Below are 15,479 nucleotides of genomic sequence, written 5' to 3' on the forward strand. Positions count from 1 at the left end.
CCCAATCGTTTGCGCCGGGATCAAGCCGCAGGCTGATCCAGCTCCAGGCCCACGCCCAGACGGCGGCTCATGCACGGCCAGCGTTTCCATGCCGCACCGGTGTCCGGGCTGCTGAGTTTCTCGCGGTAGGCTTCCACCGACTCCAGCGCAAAGCTGTCGTCGTCGAGCATGCTGTCCACCGCGTGGTGCACCACTTCGTCGAGTTGGTTGGCAAATTCCTCACCGATCAGCTGGTGAGCAATCAGATTGGCGACCGTCATGTCCAAGGGGATCAGTGGCTGGCCGAAATGCTTGATGTACAGGTCGTTGACCTCTTCGACAAAACGGTGCGCCAGATAGGCTTCGTCCAGCAGACTGTCCAGGCCCACGGGTGGCTGGAGGAAGTACTGCTCGGCGATTTTCAGCACCGGTTTGATCTGCGATTCGATTCCCGCTTCCCTGGCGACTTCATTGGCTGCATCCAGCAGGTCTGGCACTTCATCGATGTAGGCGGCGACAAAACGCGTCAGCACGCCATTGGCGTCGGTTTCCGGCAACTGGATCGCCGGGTGCAGGTGTTGCATTTGAGCTTCGAGCTGACGGGTCAGCTTTCCGGTTTCAATCTCGTGTTGTCGGGCTATGTGTATTTGCTCGCGCAATGCGGCGGTGTTCATGAAAACTCCAGGAAACAAGGCAATGAAATAGGGAAGACATAACTTAGCTGGCTTACGAAAAATGCTAAGACGCATTTGTCATAATTATTTCATCCTTGATGCACCGGCGTTATATCGGTTTGCCACCACTCGTCTGCATCCTTCTCCATTCGTGCCCTGGAACGCAAGCGTCAGCTGTTTCATTCGATTTACGTCCGCACATTGCATTTCTCGGTGGCTGTCTATACTCGCCATTGAATGGAGTTAGCTGATGACGCCCGACTGCCCACGCAGCAAGGCCCGGCGATTCAAGTTCGTAGTCTGATGCAGCCGCTCCCTTGCCTCTGGTGAAAGCCGGCGGGATAACAAGAACGATAAGGGGAACCCGCAATGATGCGACATCCACACGTCTGGATGGGCCTCCTGTTGTGGTCGATTTTCAGCCCGGTGCACGCTGCCTGGACTGTGAATATGGCGCCTGGAGCGACTGAAATCAGTCACGCAGTATTCGACCTGCACATGACCATTTTCTGGATCTGTGTGGTGATCGGGATCATCGTCTTCGGCGCCATGTTCTGGTCGATGATGGTGCACCGCCGTTCTACCGGGCAGGTCGCCGCAAAATTCCACGAAAGCACCACCGTCGAAATTCTCTGGACCGTCGTCCCGCTGCTGATCCTGGTGGCGATGGCCGTTCCGGCGACCGCGACCCTGATCAAGATGTACGACACCAGTGAGCCGGATATCGATATCCAGATCACCGGTTATCAGTGGAAGTGGCACTACAAATACCTGGGCCAGGACGTCGAGTTCTTCAGCAACCTGGCCACGCCCGCCGAGCAGATCCACAACAAGGAGGCCAAGGGCGAGCACTACCTGCTCGAAGTCGACAAGCCGCTGGTGCTGCCGACCGGCGCCAAGGTGCGCTTCCTCGTGACCTCCGCCGACGTGATCCACTCCTGGTGGGTGCCGGCCTTCGCGGTCAAGCGCGATGCGATCCCCGGGTTCGTCAACGAAGCCTGGACCCGCATCGACAAGCCCGGCCTCTACCGTGGCCAGTGCGCCGAACTGTGCGGCAAGGACCACGGCTTCATGCCGATCGTGGTCGACGTCAAGGAGAAGGCCGACTACGAAAAATGGCTCGCCGAGCGCAAGGCCGAAGCGTTGCAGCTCAAGGAGCTGACCAGCAAGGAATGGACCCTCGACGAACTCAAGGAACGTGGCGACAAGATTTACCACACCACCTGCGTCGCCTGTCACCAGGCCGAAGGCCAGGGCCTGCCGCCGATGTTCCCGGCCCTCAAGGGCTCGAAAATCGCCACCGGCCCGAAAGACGCGCACCTGAGCATTGTCTTCCACGGCAAGCCCGGCACCGCCATGGCGGCGTTCGGCAAGCAGCTGTCGGAAGTCGATATCGCAGCGGTCGTGACCTACGAACGTAACGCCTGGGGCAACAACAAGGGCGACATGGTCACGCCAAAAGAAGTGCTGGAGCTGAAACAGGCGGAAAGCAAATGAGCCGGTCTATTGCGTACTTCGTGAACCGGTCGGGGCCCTGCGTCCCGGCCTGCCCAGTCCACTCACTTGAAGGAGACCGGCCATGAGCGCTGTCATCGATGACCACGGTCATGCCGAGCACGACCACGCCCACGGCCCCGCCAAAGGCCTGATGCGCTGGGTGCTGACCACCAACCACAAGGACATCGGCACGCTGTACCTGTGGTTTGCGTTCTGCATGTTCCTGCTCGGCGGCTCGTTCGCCATGGTGATCCGCGCCGAGCTGTTCCAGCCCGGCCTGCAGATCGTCCAGCCGGAATTCTTCAACCAGATGACCACCATGCATGGTCTGGTGATGGTATTCGGGGCGGTGATGCCAGCGTTCGTCGGCCTCGCCAACTGGATGATCCCGTTGATGGTCGGCGCGCCGGACATGGCCCTGCCGCGGATGAACAACTTCAGCTTCTGGCTGCTGCCGGCGGCGTTCCTGCTGCTGGTCTCGACTCTTTTCACCCCCGGTGGCGGGCCGAACTTCGGCTGGACGTTCTACGCGCCGCTGTCCACCACCTATGCCCCGGAAAGCGTGACGTTCTTCATCTTCGCCATTCACTTGATGGGGATCAGCTCGATCATGGGCGCGATCAACGTGATCGCCACCATCCTCAACCTGCGCGCCCCCGGCATGACCCTGATGAAAATGCCGCTGTTCGTCTGGACCTGGCTGATCACCGCGTTCCTGCTGATCGCGGTGATGCCGGTGCTGGCCGGGTGCGTGACGATGATGCTGATGGACATCCACTTCGGCACCAGTTTCTTCAGTGCCGCCGGTGGCGGTGACCCGGTGCTGTTCCAGCATGTGTTCTGGTTCTTCGGCCACCCCGAGGTGTACATCATGATCCTGCCGGCCTTCGGTGCCGTCAGCCAGATCATCCCGACCTTCTCGCGCAAGCCGCTGTTCGGCTACACCTCGATGGTCTACGCCACGGCGAGCATCGCGTTCCTGTCGTTCATCGTCTGGGCGCACCACATGTTCGTGGTGGGCATCCCGCTGGTGGGCGAGTTGTTCTTCATGTACGCGACGATGCTGATCGCGGTGCCAACCGGGGTGAAGGTGTTCAACTGGGCCAGCACCATGTGGCAAGGCTCGATGACCTTCGAGACGCCGATGCTGTTTGCCGTGGCGTTCGTGATCCTGTTTTCCATCGGCGGTTTCTCCGGGCTGATGCTGGCCATCGCCCCGGCCGACTTCCAGTACCAGGACACCTACTTCGTGGTCGCGCACTTCCACTACGTGCTGGTGCCGGGGGCGATCTTCGGGATTTTCGCGTCGGCCTATTACTGGCTGCCGAAATGGACCGGCCACATGTACGACGAAACTCTGGGCAAGCTGCACTTCTGGCTGTCCTTCGTCGGCATGAACCTGACGTTCTTCCCGATGCACTTCGTGGGTCTGGCGGGCATGCCCCGGCGGATTCCGGACTACAACCTGCAGTTCGCCGACTTCAACATGGTCTCGTCGATCGGCGCGTTCATGTTCGGCGCCACGCAGATCTTCTTCCTGTTCATCGTGATCAAGACCATCCGTGGCGGCGAACCGGCTCCGGCCAAACCGTGGGATGGCGCCGAAGGTCTGGAATGGAGCGTGCCGTCTCCGGCGCCGTATCACACCTTCACCACACCGCCGGAAGTGAAATGAACCCTGTAGCCGTTGAGGGCCGCCACCATGGCTGACTCGATCTCGATGAAGAAGCTGGTCACCCGACTGCTCGGCGTGGTGGTGGCGATGTTCGTCTTCGGCTTTGCCCTGGTGCCGATCTACGACGTGATGTGCAAGGCGTTCGGCATCAACGGCAAGACCGCCGGGCAGTACGAGGGCGAGCAGACCGTCGATGCCTCGCGGCAAGTGCGGGTGCAGTTTCTGTCGACCAACACCGCCGACATGCCATGGGATTTCTATCCCAAGCATGACGAGCTGACGGCCAACCCCGGCGCGGTGAACGAGATGATCTTCATCGCGCGCAATCCCACCGACAAACCGATGAGCGCTCAAGCCGTACCGAGCATCGCGCCGAGCAATGCGGCCGCGTACTTCCACAAGACCGAATGCTTTTGCTTTACCCAGCAGGTGCTGCAGCCCGGTCAGCAGATCGAGATGCCGGTGCGTTTCATCGTTGACCGCGACATGCCCAAGGACGTGAAGCACCTGACGCTGTCCTACACGCTGTTCGATATCACCGCCCGACATCCTCCGGTGGCTGCAAACACTGGCGGTTAAGCGTGCCCGATAAGGAGAACAATAAATGGCAACTCATGAGCACTATTACGTCCCGGCCCAGAGCAAGTGGCCGATCGTGGCCACGGTGGGGATGTTCGTCACCGTGTACGGCCTGGCGACCTGGTTCAACGATCTGAAGGCAGCGCGTCCGGAATCCCACGGCCCGCTGATCTTTTTCGTCGGCGGTCTGTTGCTGGCGTACATGCTGTTCGGCTGGTTCGGCACGGTGATCAAGGAAAGCCGCGCGGGGTTATACAGCCCGCAGCTGGACCGCTCGTTCCGCTGGGGCATGAGCTGGTTCATCTTCTCCGAGGTGATGTTCTTCATCGCCTTCTTCGGCGCGCTGTTCTACGTGCGGCACATTTCCGGCCCGGCGCTGGGCGGCGAAGGCACCAAAGGCATCGCTCATATGCTCTGGCCGAACTTCCAGTTCACCTGGCCGCTGTTGCACACGCCGGATCCGAAACTGTTCCCGCCGCCCAAGGAAGTCATCAGCCCCTGGGGCCTGCCGCTGATCAACACCATCCTGCTGGTGAGCTCCAGCGTGACCATCACCATCGCTCACCACGCGCTGAAGAAAGGTCATCGCGGCGCGCTGAAACTGTGGCTGGCGATCACCGTGCTGCTGGGTTGCGCGTTCCTCGGCTTCCAGGCCGAAGAATACATCCACGCCTACCACGAACTGGGGCTGACCCTCGGCTCGGGCATCTACGGCGCGACGTTCTTCATGCTCACCGGTTTCCACGGCGCCCACGTGACCATCGGCACGATCATTCTGTTCGTGATGCTGATGCGCATCATGAAGGGCCACTTCGACAACGAACATCAGTTCGGTTTTGAAGCGGCGAGCTGGTATTGGCACTTCGTCGATGTGGTGTGGATCGGCTTGTTCATCTTCGTTTATGTGCTTTAACAGCAGCTGCAAGCCGCGAGCTGCGAGCTTCAAGTCAAAACGGTAAGGCTTGTAGCTTGTAGCTTGGCGCTTGCAGCTACCACGGCACGTGGGACACCAGTTGGCCGCTGTAGAAACCCCAGGCGATCAGGCCGACGGTGACAGCGGCCAACGCCACCCGAACACTCAAGGCGATCACCAGCCGATTCGAGCTGCTGTCGTCCTTGACCAGGAAAAACAGGCCGCTGAACAGGCTGACCACCGTGGCAATCAGCATCAGGACGATGGCTGCTTTGAGCATGGGAAGAACTCCGGGGGAACAAGCGATGCAGTTGAGTATAGCGATCGCACTGACTGATTTTCTGGCGCGGCCATGAAGCGCTTCCGGCCGGGTGTGGTGCCGACACTGGTGGTCGGCCTGCTGCTGCCGTTGCTGATTTCGCTGGGCTTCTGGCAACTGGGCCGGGGCGCGGAGAAAACTGCCCTGCTCGCCAGCTACGCCGAACGCCGCGCCGCCGAACCGATGGCCAGCACCGAGTTGCTGCACAGCGCCGATCCGGCCTTTCGCCGGGTGCATCTGCACGGCCAGTTCGACGCCGCCCACAGCCTGTTGCTGGACAACCGTCAGCGCAACGGCAAGGTCGGCGTCGAATTGCTGCAACCATTCCAGGATCAGCGCAGCGGCCAGTGGCTGCTGGTCAATCGCGGTTGGCTGCCGTGGCCGGACCGGCGCACGGCCCCGCAATTCAATACGCCAGCCGATGCCGTGAATGTCGATGCCTGGGTGTATGTCGCCCCCGGTGCCACCTTCCAGCTGCATGCCGATCCGGTCAGCAGCACCTGGCCGCAGACCGTCACCGCCATCGAACCCGCGAAGCTGTGGAAAACCCTCGAACGCGACGGGTTCGCCTACGAATTACGCGCCGAACCCGGCCCCGCCAGCTATCAGGCCGACTGGCCGGTAGTCGCGATGGGCCCGGAAAAACACCTCGGTTACGCCGTGCAGTGGTTCGCCATGGCCACCGCCCTGCTCGGTCTCTACCTCTATCTCGGCTGGCACAACGCAAAGGAGAAACACCATGGGAGCGGCCATGAATCCACCCAGCATGTCTGAAACGAAAGTCCCGGCCAGTCGCCGTCGCGGACGTATCCAGCTGCTGTTGATCGTGCTCGGCGTGGTCGGTCCGATGATCCTCGCCACCGGCATGTACAAGTTGCAGTTCTGGGTGCCGGAAGGTCGCAGCTATCACGGCGAACTGATCGGCAACGGCCAGACCCGCGCTGACCTCGGTATCCAGGCTGACGAAACGCGCTGGCAGATGCTCGTGACCGCGCCGAAAGACTGTGCGGTGGACTGCCAGCAACTGGTGTACCTGGCGCGGCAGATCCAGATCGGCCTGGGCCGCGAAGCCGGGCGCGCCAGCCACGCCCTGGCCGCTGCACAACCGTTGGCTGCCGACTACGAAGCCAAGCTGACCCGCGAATACCCGCAGCTGCAACGCTACCCGCTGGACCCGGCGACCTTCAGCAAGGCCACAGGCGACAAGGCCACGCCGCAACTGTGGATCATCGATCCCCACGGCAACCTCGTGCTGCGCTACGACCCGAGCGTCAAGGGCAAGGATCTGCTCAACGACCTGCGCCACCTGCTGAAACTGTCGAACATCGGATAAGGGCATCGTCATGGCCAAACCTGGATTTCGCCTCGCGCTGTTTGCCACCCTGCTGGCACTGATCGTCGTGCTGCTCGGCGCCTACACCCGCCTGACCCACGCCGGCCTCGGCTGCCCGGACTGGCCGGGCTGCTACGGGTTCATCAGCGTGCCGAAAAGCCAAGCCCAGCTGGCCCATGCCGAACTGCATTACCCCGACTCGCCAGTGGAGGCGCACAAAGGCTGGAACGAGATGATCCACCGTTACTTCGCCGGCACCCTCGGCCTGCTGATCTCGGTATTGGCCGGTCGCGCGTGGGTCAATCGTCGTCATCCGGGGCAACCGCTGAAACTGCCGCTGTTTCTGCTGGCGGTGGTGTTCGCCCAAGCGGCGTTCGGCATGTGGACGGTGACGCTCAAGCTCTGGCCGCAAGTGGTAACCGGGCATCTGCTCGGCGGCTTCGCGACCCTGAGCCTGCTGTTTCTGCTGACGTTGCGACTGTCCGGCGTACTGCCGGCGCTGACCGTGCCCAAGCGTCTGCAATATTGGGCGACTGCCGGATTGCTGTTGGTGATCGGCCAGATTGCTCTCGGCGGCTGGGTCAGTTCCAACTACGCGGCGGTGGCCTGCATCGACTTCCCGACCTGCCACGGCCAATGGCTGCCGCCGGCGGATTTCGCCAACGGCTTTCACCTGACTCAACACATCGGCCCCAACTACCTCGGCGGGCAACTCGACAGCGATGCACGCACGGCGATTCACCTGACCCACCGCATCGGCGCGTTGCTGGTGACGGTCGTCCTGCTCGGTCTGGCCTGGCAACTGAAAGTGGTCGGCATGACGCGACTGGCCGGGCTGGTGCTGATCGCCCTCGCCGCGCAGATCACCCTCGGCATCAGCAACGTGCTGTTCCATCTGCCGCTGCCGGTGGCCGTGGCGCATAACGCCGGCGGTGCAGCGCTGCTGCTGACCATGGTGCAGGTCAACTATCACGCGCGGACCAGCCTGGTTCGGGTCAAGCAGCCGATGATCGCGCGCTGGCGCCTGAGCCCGCGCAAACACTCGGCGGCGCCCATCACGATTAAAGGAGAGACGCCATGGCGATTCTGATCGGCGAACGTCACGGACAGGCGATCTGGCGTGATTACCTGGAACTGACCAAACCGAAAGTCGTGGTGCTGATGCTCATCACCTCGCTGGTCGGCATGTTCCTCGCGACCCGCGCCGGGGTGCCGTGGACGGTGCTGGTGTTCGGCAACCTGGGGATCGCGTTGTGTGCCGGTGGCGCGGCGGCGGTCAATCATGTGGTGGACCGACGCATCGATGCGGTCATGGCCCGCACCCACAAACGGCCGCTGGCGGAGGGCCGGGTTTCGCCCACAGGAGCACTGACCTTTGCGCTGGTGCTGGCGTTGCTCGGCCAGGCACTGCTGCTGACCTTCACCAATCCGCTGACCGCGTGGCTGACCCTGGCCTCGCTGCTCGGCTACGCGGTGATCTACACCGGTTTTCTCAAGCGTGCGACGCCGCAGAACATCGTCATCGGCGGCCTCGCCGGCGCCGCCCCGCCGCTGCTCGGTTGGACCGCCGCGACCGGCCACGTCAGTGCCGAACCGCTGCTGCTGGTGCTGATCATCTTCGCCTGGACCCCGCCGCACTTCTGGGCGCTCGCCATCCATCGCAAAGAGGAATACGCCAAGGCCGACATTCCGATGCTGCCGGTCACCCACGGCGAGCACTACACCAAGGTGCACATTCTGCTGTACACCTTCGCCCTGCTGGCGGTCAGCCTGTTGCCGTACGTGATCCACATGAGCGGCCTGCTGTACCTGATCTGCGCGCTCGGTCTGGGCGCCAGGTTTCTGCAATGGGCCGTGGTGCTGTACCGTGGCACTCGGCCGCACGCGGCGATCAACACCTTCAAGTACTCTATCTGGTACCTGTTTCTGCTGTTCATCGCCCTGCTCGTAGACCACTACTTACTGTTGAACCTATGACTCGAACCCAGAAAACCGTCTTCATCCTCGTCGCCGTGATCGCGCTGATCCTCGGCCTGACCGTCAACAAAGTGCTGAGCGGCAAGGGCCAGGGCGACCCGACCGCACTGATCGACGCCGGCATCATTCTGCTGCCGCAGAGCCGCAACCTGCCGGACGTGACGATGACCAATCAGAACGGCCAACCGGTCACGATCAACGAGCTCAAGGGCAAGTGGAGCCTGCTGTTCTTCGGCTACACCTTCTGTCCGGACATCTGCCCGACCACCCTCGCCCAGTTGCGCCAGATCAAGAGCGAGCTGCCGAAGGATGCCGTGGACAAGTTGCAGATCGTGCTGGTCAGCGTCGACCCGAACCGCGACAACCCTGCGCAGTTGAAACAGTACCTGGGCTACTTCGATCCACAGTTCATCGGCCTGACGCCAAAGTCCATCGACGAGCTGCAGAAGGTGGCGAACGCGGTGAGCATTCCGTTCATTCCGGCGGACACCAGCAAGCCGAATTACACGGTGGATCACAGCGGCAACCTGGCGGTGATCGGGCCGGACGGGACACAGCGCGGGTTTATTCGGGCGCCGCTGAATAATGCCAAGCTGGTGGCGCAGTTGCCGGTGATGTTGAGCCGCAAGTAAAAACTGAACGCACAAAAAAGGGGACGCCACTGGCGTCCCCTTTTCGTTTTGATCGTTCCCACGCTCTGCGTGGGAATGCAGCAAGGGACGCTCTGCGTCCCAGCGGACGCGGAGCGCCCGGGGATGCATGCCCACGCAGAGCATGGGCACGATCAAATCAGAACGCCGGCAGCACCGCGCCTTTGTACTTCTCGGTGATGAATTTCTTCACTTCCGGGCTGTGCAGGGCGGCGGCCAGTTTCTTCATCGCGTCGCTGTCCTTGTTGTCCGCGCGGGACACCAGGATGTTCACGTAAGGCGAGTCGCTGCCTTCGATGACCAGCGCGTCCTTGGATGGATCGAGTTTGGCTTCCAGCGCGTAGTTGGTGTTGATCAGCGCCAGGTCGACCTGGGTCAGCACGCGCGGGATGGTCGCGGCTTCCAGTTCACGGATCTTCAGGTCTTTCGGGTTCTGGGCGATGTCCTTGACGGTCGACAGGATGTTGCTCGGATCATTCAGGGTGATCACGCCGGCCTTGGCCAGCAGCAACAGCGCACGGCCGCCGTTGGTGGCGTCGTTCGGGATCACCACGTTGGCGCCGCTTGGCAGCTCTTCGATTTTCTTGAACTTGCTGGAGTAGGCGCCCAGCGGTTCCAGGTGCACGCCGGTCACGGACACCAGGCTGGTGCCCTTGGCCTTGTTGAACTCATCGAGGTACGGCTGGTGCTGGAAGAAGTTGGCGTCCAGACGCTTCTCGGCCACTTGTACGTTCGGCTGTACGTAGTCGGTGAAGACCTTGACCTTCAGATCCACGCCTTCTTTGGCCAGTGCCGGCTTCACGAATTCGAGGATTTCCGCGTGCGGTACCGGAGTGGCAGCAACGGTCAGGGTTTCGTCGGCGTGGGCCGAGAACGCTGCAACGGCAGCCAGGGCAACAATCAGTTTTTTCATTCAGCTAACTCCTTTTTACGGCGCCCGTCTGGCGCCTGCCAGCGAATGGCCGGCTCATGTCATTACAAAACCGGTTATTTGCGCGAGAAGTGCACGACCAGTCGGTCGCCGACCATTTGCAGCACTTGCACCAGAATCAGCAGCAACACCACGGTGACAATCATCACGTCTGTCTGGAAACGCTGATAGCCGAAACGGATCGCCAGGTCACCCAGGCCACCGGCACCGACCACACCGGCCATCGCCGTGTAGGAAACCAGTGTAATCGCCGTCACCGTAATCGCTGCGAAGATGCCCGGACGGGCCTCCGGCAGCAGGGCGTTCATGATGATCTGGCGAGTGGTCGCCCCCATCGACTGGGTCGCTTCGATGATGCCGCGATCGACTTCACGCAGGGCGGTTTCCACCAGCCGCGCGAAGAACGGCGTCGCACCCACCACCAGCGGTGGAATCGCACCGGCCACGCCCAGCGAGGTGCCGGTGATCAGCACGGTGAACGGGATCATCACGATCAACAGAATAATGAACGGCAGCGAACGCAGGATGTTCACCACCAACGACAGCAGCGCGTACACGCCTTTGGCTTCGAGCAACTGGCGTGGGCTGCACAGGAACAGCAGCACGCCCAGCGGCAGGCCGAGCAGCACGGTGAACAGCAGCGAACCGCCGAGCATCATCAGGGTGTCGCCGGTGGCGAGCCAGATTTCGTACCAGTCGATATTGGTGAAGAAACTCATCAGGTCTTCCATTAGCGCAACACCTCCATGTGAACGTCAGCGGCGGTGAAGCGGGCGAACGCCGCTTCCATGTCGCCACCGGTGACGGCGAGGGTCAATTGCCCGTAAGGAATGTCTTTGATGCGGTCGATGCGACCGGCCAGGATGCTGTAATCCACACCGGTTTCCCGGGCGACGGTACCGAGCAACGGCGCGTAGGTCGCTTCGCCCTGGAAGGTCAGACGCACGATGCGGCCCGGCACGTGAGCGAAGTCATCGCGCTGCTCGCTTTCGTCGATCTGCTCGCTTTCCTGAACAAAGCGCTTGGTGGTCGGGTGCTTCGGATGCAGGAACACATCGGCCACCGAACCTTGCTCGACGATCACACCGGCGTCCATCACGCCGACCTGATCGCACACGCGGCGGATCACATCCATCTCGTGGGTGATCAGGACGATGGTCAGTTTCAGCTCGCGGTTGATCTCGGCCAGCAGTTGCAAGACCGACGCTGTGGTCTGCGGGTCGAGGGCGCTGGTGGCTTCGTCGCACAGCAGGATCTTCGGCTTGGTCGCCAGAGCGCGGGCGATGCCGACACGCTGCTTCTGACCGCCGGACAGCTGCGCCGGGTACTTTTTGGCGTGATCGGACAGACCGACCCGCGCCAGCAACTCGGCCACACGCTGGTCGATCTCGGCGCGGGACAGTTCACCGGCCAGGGTCAGTGGCAGCGCGACGTTGTCGGCCACGGTCTTGGATGCCAGCAGGTTGAAGTGCTGGAAGATCATCCCGACCTGCTGACGGAAACGGCGCAGGCCGTTGGCGTCCAGCGCGGTGACTTCTTCGCCGTCGACGATGATCTTGCCGCCACTGGATTGCTCCAGGCGATTGATCAGACGCAGCAGGGTACTTTTTCCCGCGCCGGAATGGCCAATCAGGCCGAACACCTGACCGTTCTCGATGGAGAAGCTGGTCGGGTGCAGCGCGGTGATGTCCTTACCGGCGACGCGGTAAGTCTTATGGACGTTTTGAAACTCGATCACGTAGCGAACCTTGTGGGGCGCGTTGGAAAAGGATCAGCGGTTAGCCGGGCGCGCATTTTAGCCTGTCCGTATAGAGGTTCTTAGCATTTATTTCGCGAATAACCTTCGATTTGGCAATAACAGGATCAAAGGTCATAAAAAAGGAACGCCCGAAACCCTCATCAGTCACTAATTAAGCGACTTGAAAACCCTGGGTGCCGTGCCTGGGAAACACTCAAGCGTTCCGGGGCAATCCCGGGACAAACAGGAGTTCATGACTGATGAGTACCAAGAAACCTGCCAATGACAAAAGCCAACTGGCCGGCACCGATACCCCGGATCGCGCCAACACCAATGCCAAACTCGACAGCCTGGAGAAGTTTCGCTCCGACGCTACCGGTCAGGCCCTGCGCACCAATCAGGGCGTGAAAATTGCTGATAACCAGAACACCCTCAAGGCCGGGGCTCGCGGGCCGTCGCTTTTGGAAGACTTCATCATGCGTGAAAAGATCACGCACTTTGACCATGAACGGATTCCCGAGCGCATCGTCCACGCCCGCGGCACCGGCGCCCATGGTTTCTTTCAGAGCTACGAGAACCATTCGACGCTGACCAAGGCCGGTTTCCTGCAGGATCCGGGGAAGAAAACCCCGGTGTTCGTGCGCTTTTCCACGGTCCAGGGGCCGCGTGGTTCCGGTGACACCGTGCGTGACGTGCGTGGTTTTGCCGTGAAGTTCTTCACCGACGAAGGCAACTTCGATCTGGTCGGCAACAACATGCCGGTGTTCTTCATTCAGGACGCGATCAAGTTTCCAGACTTCGTCCACGCGGTGAAACCCGAACCGCATAACGAAATCCCCACCGGCGGCTCGGCTCACGACACGTTCTGGGATTTTGTGTCGCTGGTACCGGAATCGGCGCACATGGTGATCTGGGCCATGTCCGATCGGGCCATCCCGAAAAGCCTGCGCAGCATGCAGGGCTTCGGCGTGCACACCTTCCGGCTGATCAACGCCGAGGGTAAATCGCGCTTCGTCAAATTCCACTGGCGCCCTACTGCCGGCACTTGTTCGCTGGTATGGGACGAGGCGCAGAAGCTCGCCGGTAAAGACACCGACTACCACCGGCGCGATCTGTGGGAAGCCATCGAGATGGGTGACTACCCGGAATGGGAACTCGGCGTTCAGGTCATCGAAGAGGAAAACGAGCACGACTTCGATTTCGACATCCTTGACCCGACCAAACTGATTCCCGAAGAAATCGTTCCGATCACGCCGCTGGGCAAGATGACCCTCAACCGCAACCCGGACAACTTCTTTGCCGAAACCGAGCAGGTCGCTTTCTGCCCCGGCCATATCGTGCCGGGCATCGACTTCTCGAATGACCCGCTGCTACAAGGCCGGCTGTTTTCCTACACCGACACGCAGATCAGCCGACTCGGCGGGCCGAACTTTCATGAGTTGCCGATCAATCGCCCAGTGGCACCGTTCCACAACGGCCAGCGCGATGCCCAGCACCGTACGGTGATCGACAAGGGCCGCGCTTCGTATGAACCCAATTCCATCGATGGCGGCTGGCCGAAGGAAACCCCACCGGCGGCGCAGGACGGCGGGTTCGAAAGCTATCCGGAGCGCATCGATGCCAACAAGATCCGTCAGCGCAGCGAGTCGTTCAGCGACCACTTCTCCCAGGCGCGGCTGTTCTTCAACAGCATGAGCCCGCACGAGAAAGAGCACATCATCGCAGCCTACAGTTTCGAACTCGGCAAGGTTGAGCGTGAGTTCATCCGGGCGCGGCAAGTGAACGAGATTCTCGCCAACATCGATCTGGAGCTGGCCAAACGCGTGGCGGCCAACCTGGGTCTGCCAGCGCCAGGCAAAGGTACCGTGGACGTGCCTGAAACATCACTGGATCGTTCGCCGGCGCTGAGTCAGGCCAACCTGCTGCCGGAGAACATCAAGACACGAAAAGTTGCGATCCTTGCGGCCAACGGCGTCGATGGTGCGGCGATTGATGCGATGAAGAAGGCGCTGGCGGCAGAAGGTGCGCACGCCAAACTGCTTGGTCCGACTTCGGCGCCGGTGAAGACCGCCGATGGCAAAACCCTGGCGGTAGATGCGTCGATGGAAGGTTTGCCTTCGATTGCGTTCGATGCGGTATTCGTGCCGGGTGGCGCAGCGTCGGTTAAAGCGTTGAGCGGTGACGGCGTGGCGTTGCATTACCTGCTGGAGGCGTACAAGCACTTGAAGGCGATTGCGCTGCATGGCGAGGCCAAACAGTTGCTGGACGTGTTGAAGCTGGAAACGGATGCGGGGTTGGTCGAAGGCAAGGATGTAGGCGCGCTGACCCAGCCATTCTTTGCGGCGATCGGGCAGCATCGGGTTTGGGATCGGGAGCCTAAGGCCAAGGCCATTCCAGCTTAAGGTTGTTGGTTAACTGAAAGGACGCCTTCGCGAGCAAGCCCGCTCCCACAGGAATTATGTTGTACCTGTGGGAGCGGGCTTGCTCGCGATTTTTTATGGTTTACGAGGACTCAAAACCACTTGAGCGGGAACGCTGCGCAGGATCTGCTTTTTGATTTGCAGATCGAAATCCGGATCGAGCTTCTTAACGCGCTTGGTGATCAACGTCGCCAGCCACGGGTAATCATTGGTGCGCGGGGCCTGAATGCTCACCGCACAGTCGTAATTCACCACATCGGCGGCGATCGCATCCAGTTGGCGGCGAAGTTTGCGGCTATCGGTGATATTCAGCGCAACCGTGGTGCTCTCGGCAGTCGGATCGATCACTTTGGCCTTCGGCTTGGCTTCAGCGGCTTGCAGCGCCGCTTCGGCTTTCTCCAGTTCAGCCTTGCGCGCTTCGGTGATCGCGCCATTGACGCCACCGGTCAGTGCCGGGGCCTTGGGCATCAGCACGCGGGCACGGGCCAACGCGGTCGCGGCCGCATTCACATCGCCCTTTTGCAGGACGATCTGGCTGCGGCGCAGATAGGCCTCGGCCAACTGGCGCTGGTATTGCTCAAGGGATTGATCGTTGGGTGTTTCGGCCTGCAAGGCTGCCAATTGGTCTTCGGCAGTGGCCAGTTCGCTGCTGGCCAGGCTTTGCTCCAGCTGTGCGATGGCCGTGGCCCGCGCATCGGGGACTTCGGCCACCGGTGGCGTGCTTTGGCAGGCGCCCAGCAGCACTGAAAAGGCCACAAGGAGCAGATAACGGGAGGCGAACGGCTTCATTCCTG

16 protein-coding genes are annotated in these 15,479 nt (G+C 61.2%); 10 read left to right on the forward strand and 6 right to left on the reverse strand.

What is annotated here, in order from left to right:
- Positions 1 to 20 precede the first annotated feature (20 nt).
- Entirely contained in the window at positions 21 to 653 is a 633-nt protein-coding gene (locus CAF80_RS09780) for a hypothetical protein (RefSeq protein ID WP_039764833.1), read from the reverse strand.
- Positions 654 to 1,022: 369 nt separating this feature from the next.
- Between CAF80_RS09780 and coxB the strand changes: the two genes are divergently transcribed.
- The 4 genes from coxB (at position 1,023) to CAF80_RS09800 (ending at position 5,317) form a co-directional block, all read left to right on the forward strand.
- Complete coding sequence (gene coxB / locus CAF80_RS09785; RefSeq protein ID WP_039764835.1) at positions 1,023 to 2,150, forward strand: cytochrome c oxidase subunit II; 1,128 nt, start codon at positions 1,023 to 1,025, stop codon at positions 2,148 to 2,150.
- Positions 2,151 to 2,232: 82 nt separating this feature from the next.
- Positions 2,233 to 3,825 (forward strand): cytochrome c oxidase subunit I, encoded by a 1,593-nt coding sequence (gene ctaD, locus CAF80_RS09790; protein ID WP_039764837.1) that lies wholly within the window; start codon positions 2,233 to 2,235, stop codon positions 3,823 to 3,825.
- Positions 3,826 to 3,852: 27 nt separating this feature from the next.
- Positions 3,853 to 4,404 carry a cytochrome c oxidase assembly protein gene (locus CAF80_RS09795; protein ID WP_011331799.1) on the forward strand — a complete coding sequence of 184 codons (552 nt, stop codon included), beginning with the start codon at positions 3,853 to 3,855 and terminating at the stop codon, positions 4,402 to 4,404.
- Positions 4,405 to 4,429: 25 nt separating this feature from the next.
- Positions 4,430 to 5,317, forward strand: coding sequence for a cytochrome c oxidase subunit 3 (locus CAF80_RS09800; protein ID WP_011331798.1), 888 nt, complete (start codon positions 4,430 to 4,432; stop codon positions 5,315 to 5,317).
- A 76-nt stretch (positions 5,318 to 5,393) separates the two neighbouring features.
- On the opposite strand, the gene CAF80_RS09805 is transcribed toward CAF80_RS09800, so the two are convergent.
- Complete coding sequence (locus tag CAF80_RS09805) at positions 5,394 to 5,597, reverse strand: twin transmembrane helix small protein (protein ID WP_011331797.1); 204 nt, start codon at positions 5,595 to 5,597, stop codon at positions 5,394 to 5,396.
- 72 nt (positions 5,598 to 5,669) lie between these two features.
- On the opposite strand from CAF80_RS09805, the gene CAF80_RS09810 reads away from it, so the two are divergent.
- From CAF80_RS09810 to CAF80_RS09830, 5 genes are read left to right on the forward strand one after another with little or no spacing between them, the layout of a single operon-like run.
- Positions 5,670 to 6,410, forward strand: coding sequence for an SURF1 family protein (locus CAF80_RS09810; protein WP_085667441.1), 741 nt, complete (start codon positions 5,670 to 5,672; stop codon positions 6,408 to 6,410).
- Positions 6,376 to 6,969 (forward strand): hypothetical protein, encoded by a 594-nt coding sequence (locus tag CAF80_RS09815; RefSeq protein WP_039764840.1) that lies wholly within the window; start codon positions 6,376 to 6,378, stop codon positions 6,967 to 6,969. The genes CAF80_RS09810 and CAF80_RS09815 overlap by 35 nt, the downstream gene beginning before the upstream one ends.
- 10 nt (positions 6,970 to 6,979) lie before the next feature.
- Positions 6,980 to 8,059: a heme A synthase gene (locus CAF80_RS09820; protein ID WP_085667277.1), complete on the forward strand. Its 1,080-nt coding sequence runs from the start codon at positions 6,980 to 6,982 to the stop codon at positions 8,057 to 8,059.
- Positions 8,047 to 8,946, forward strand: a complete 900-nt coding sequence (gene cyoE, locus CAF80_RS09825) for a heme o synthase (protein WP_085667278.1) — start codon at positions 8,047 to 8,049, stop codon at positions 8,944 to 8,946. Before CAF80_RS09820 ends, cyoE begins: the two co-directional genes overlap by 13 nt.
- Complete coding sequence (locus tag CAF80_RS09830; RefSeq protein WP_039764844.1) at positions 8,943 to 9,578, forward strand: SCO family protein; 636 nt, start codon at positions 8,943 to 8,945, stop codon at positions 9,576 to 9,578. Before cyoE ends, CAF80_RS09830 begins: the two co-directional genes overlap by 4 nt.
- Before the next feature lie 157 nt (positions 9,579 to 9,735).
- On the opposite strand, the gene CAF80_RS09835 is transcribed toward CAF80_RS09830, so the two are convergent.
- The 3 genes from CAF80_RS09835 to CAF80_RS09845 form a co-directional block, all read right to left on the reverse strand.
- Complete coding sequence (locus CAF80_RS09835) at positions 9,736 to 10,509, reverse strand: MetQ/NlpA family ABC transporter substrate-binding protein (protein WP_039764846.1); 774 nt, start codon at positions 10,507 to 10,509, stop codon at positions 9,736 to 9,738.
- A gap of 74 nt (positions 10,510 to 10,583) precedes the next feature.
- Positions 10,584 to 11,258 (reverse strand): methionine ABC transporter permease, encoded by a 675-nt coding sequence (locus CAF80_RS09840; protein WP_011331789.1) that lies wholly within the window; start codon positions 11,256 to 11,258, stop codon positions 10,584 to 10,586.
- Entirely contained in the window at positions 11,258 to 12,265 is a 1,008-nt protein-coding gene (locus tag CAF80_RS09845; protein WP_007953999.1) for a methionine ABC transporter ATP-binding protein, read from the reverse strand. The genes CAF80_RS09840 and CAF80_RS09845 overlap by 1 nt, the downstream gene beginning before the upstream one ends.
- A gap of 260 nt (positions 12,266 to 12,525) precedes the next feature.
- Between CAF80_RS09845 and katE the strand changes: the two genes are divergently transcribed.
- Complete coding sequence (katE, locus tag CAF80_RS09850; RefSeq protein WP_074689752.1) at positions 12,526 to 14,667, forward strand: catalase HPII; 2,142 nt, start codon at positions 12,526 to 12,528, stop codon at positions 14,665 to 14,667.
- 93 nt (positions 14,668 to 14,760) lie between these two features.
- Here katE and CAF80_RS09855 read toward each other — a convergent pair whose 3' ends face one another.
- Positions 14,761 to 15,474 carry a PA5502 family lipoprotein gene (locus CAF80_RS09855; protein ID WP_064592487.1) on the reverse strand — a complete coding sequence of 238 codons (714 nt, stop codon included), beginning with the start codon at positions 15,472 to 15,474 and terminating at the stop codon, positions 14,761 to 14,763.
- Positions 15,475 to 15,479 lie beyond the last annotated feature (5 nt).

It is taken from the genome of Pseudomonas sp. B34(2017), from assembly GCF_002112915.1.
Lineage (GTDB): Bacteria > Pseudomonadota > Gammaproteobacteria > Pseudomonadales > Pseudomonadaceae > Aquipseudomonas > Aquipseudomonas pharyngis.

Coding starts and splice junctions, on each gene's coding strand:
- CAF80_RS09780 (WP_039764833.1), bottom strand. CDS start 653: ATGAACACCGCCGCATTGCGCGAGCAAATACACATAGCCCGACAACAC.
- coxB (WP_039764835.1), top strand. CDS start 1,023: ATGATGCGACATCCACACGTCTGGATGGGCCTCCTGTTGTGGTCGATT.
- ctaD (WP_039764837.1), top strand. CDS start 2,233: ATGAGCGCTGTCATCGATGACCACGGTCATGCCGAGCACGACCACGCC.
- CAF80_RS09795 (WP_011331799.1), top strand. CDS start 3,853: ATGGCTGACTCGATCTCGATGAAGAAGCTGGTCACCCGACTGCTCGGC.
- CAF80_RS09800 (WP_011331798.1), top strand. CDS start 4,430: ATGGCAACTCATGAGCACTATTACGTCCCGGCCCAGAGCAAGTGGCCG.
- CAF80_RS09805 (WP_011331797.1), bottom strand. CDS start 5,597: ATGCTCAAAGCAGCCATCGTCCTGATGCTGATTGCCACGGTGGTCAGC.
- CAF80_RS09810 (WP_085667441.1), top strand. CDS start 5,670: ATGAAGCGCTTCCGGCCGGGTGTGGTGCCGACACTGGTGGTCGGCCTG.
- CAF80_RS09815 (WP_039764840.1), top strand. CDS start 6,376: ATGGGAGCGGCCATGAATCCACCCAGCATGTCTGAAACGAAAGTCCCG.
- CAF80_RS09820 (WP_085667277.1), top strand. CDS start 6,980: ATGGCCAAACCTGGATTTCGCCTCGCGCTGTTTGCCACCCTGCTGGCA.
- cyoE (WP_085667278.1), top strand. CDS start 8,047: ATGGCGATTCTGATCGGCGAACGTCACGGACAGGCGATCTGGCGTGAT.
- CAF80_RS09830 (WP_039764844.1), top strand. CDS start 8,943: ATGACTCGAACCCAGAAAACCGTCTTCATCCTCGTCGCCGTGATCGCG.
- CAF80_RS09835 (WP_039764846.1), bottom strand. CDS start 10,509: ATGAAAAAACTGATTGTTGCCCTGGCTGCCGTTGCAGCGTTCTCGGCC.
- CAF80_RS09840 (WP_011331789.1), bottom strand. CDS start 11,258: ATGGAAGACCTGATGAGTTTCTTCACCAATATCGACTGGTACGAAATC.
- katE (WP_074689752.1), top strand. CDS start 12,526: ATGAGTACCAAGAAACCTGCCAATGACAAAAGCCAACTGGCCGGCACC.
- CAF80_RS09855 (WP_064592487.1), bottom strand. CDS start 15,474: ATGAAGCCGTTCGCCTCCCGTTATCTGCTCCTTGTGGCCTTTTCAGTG.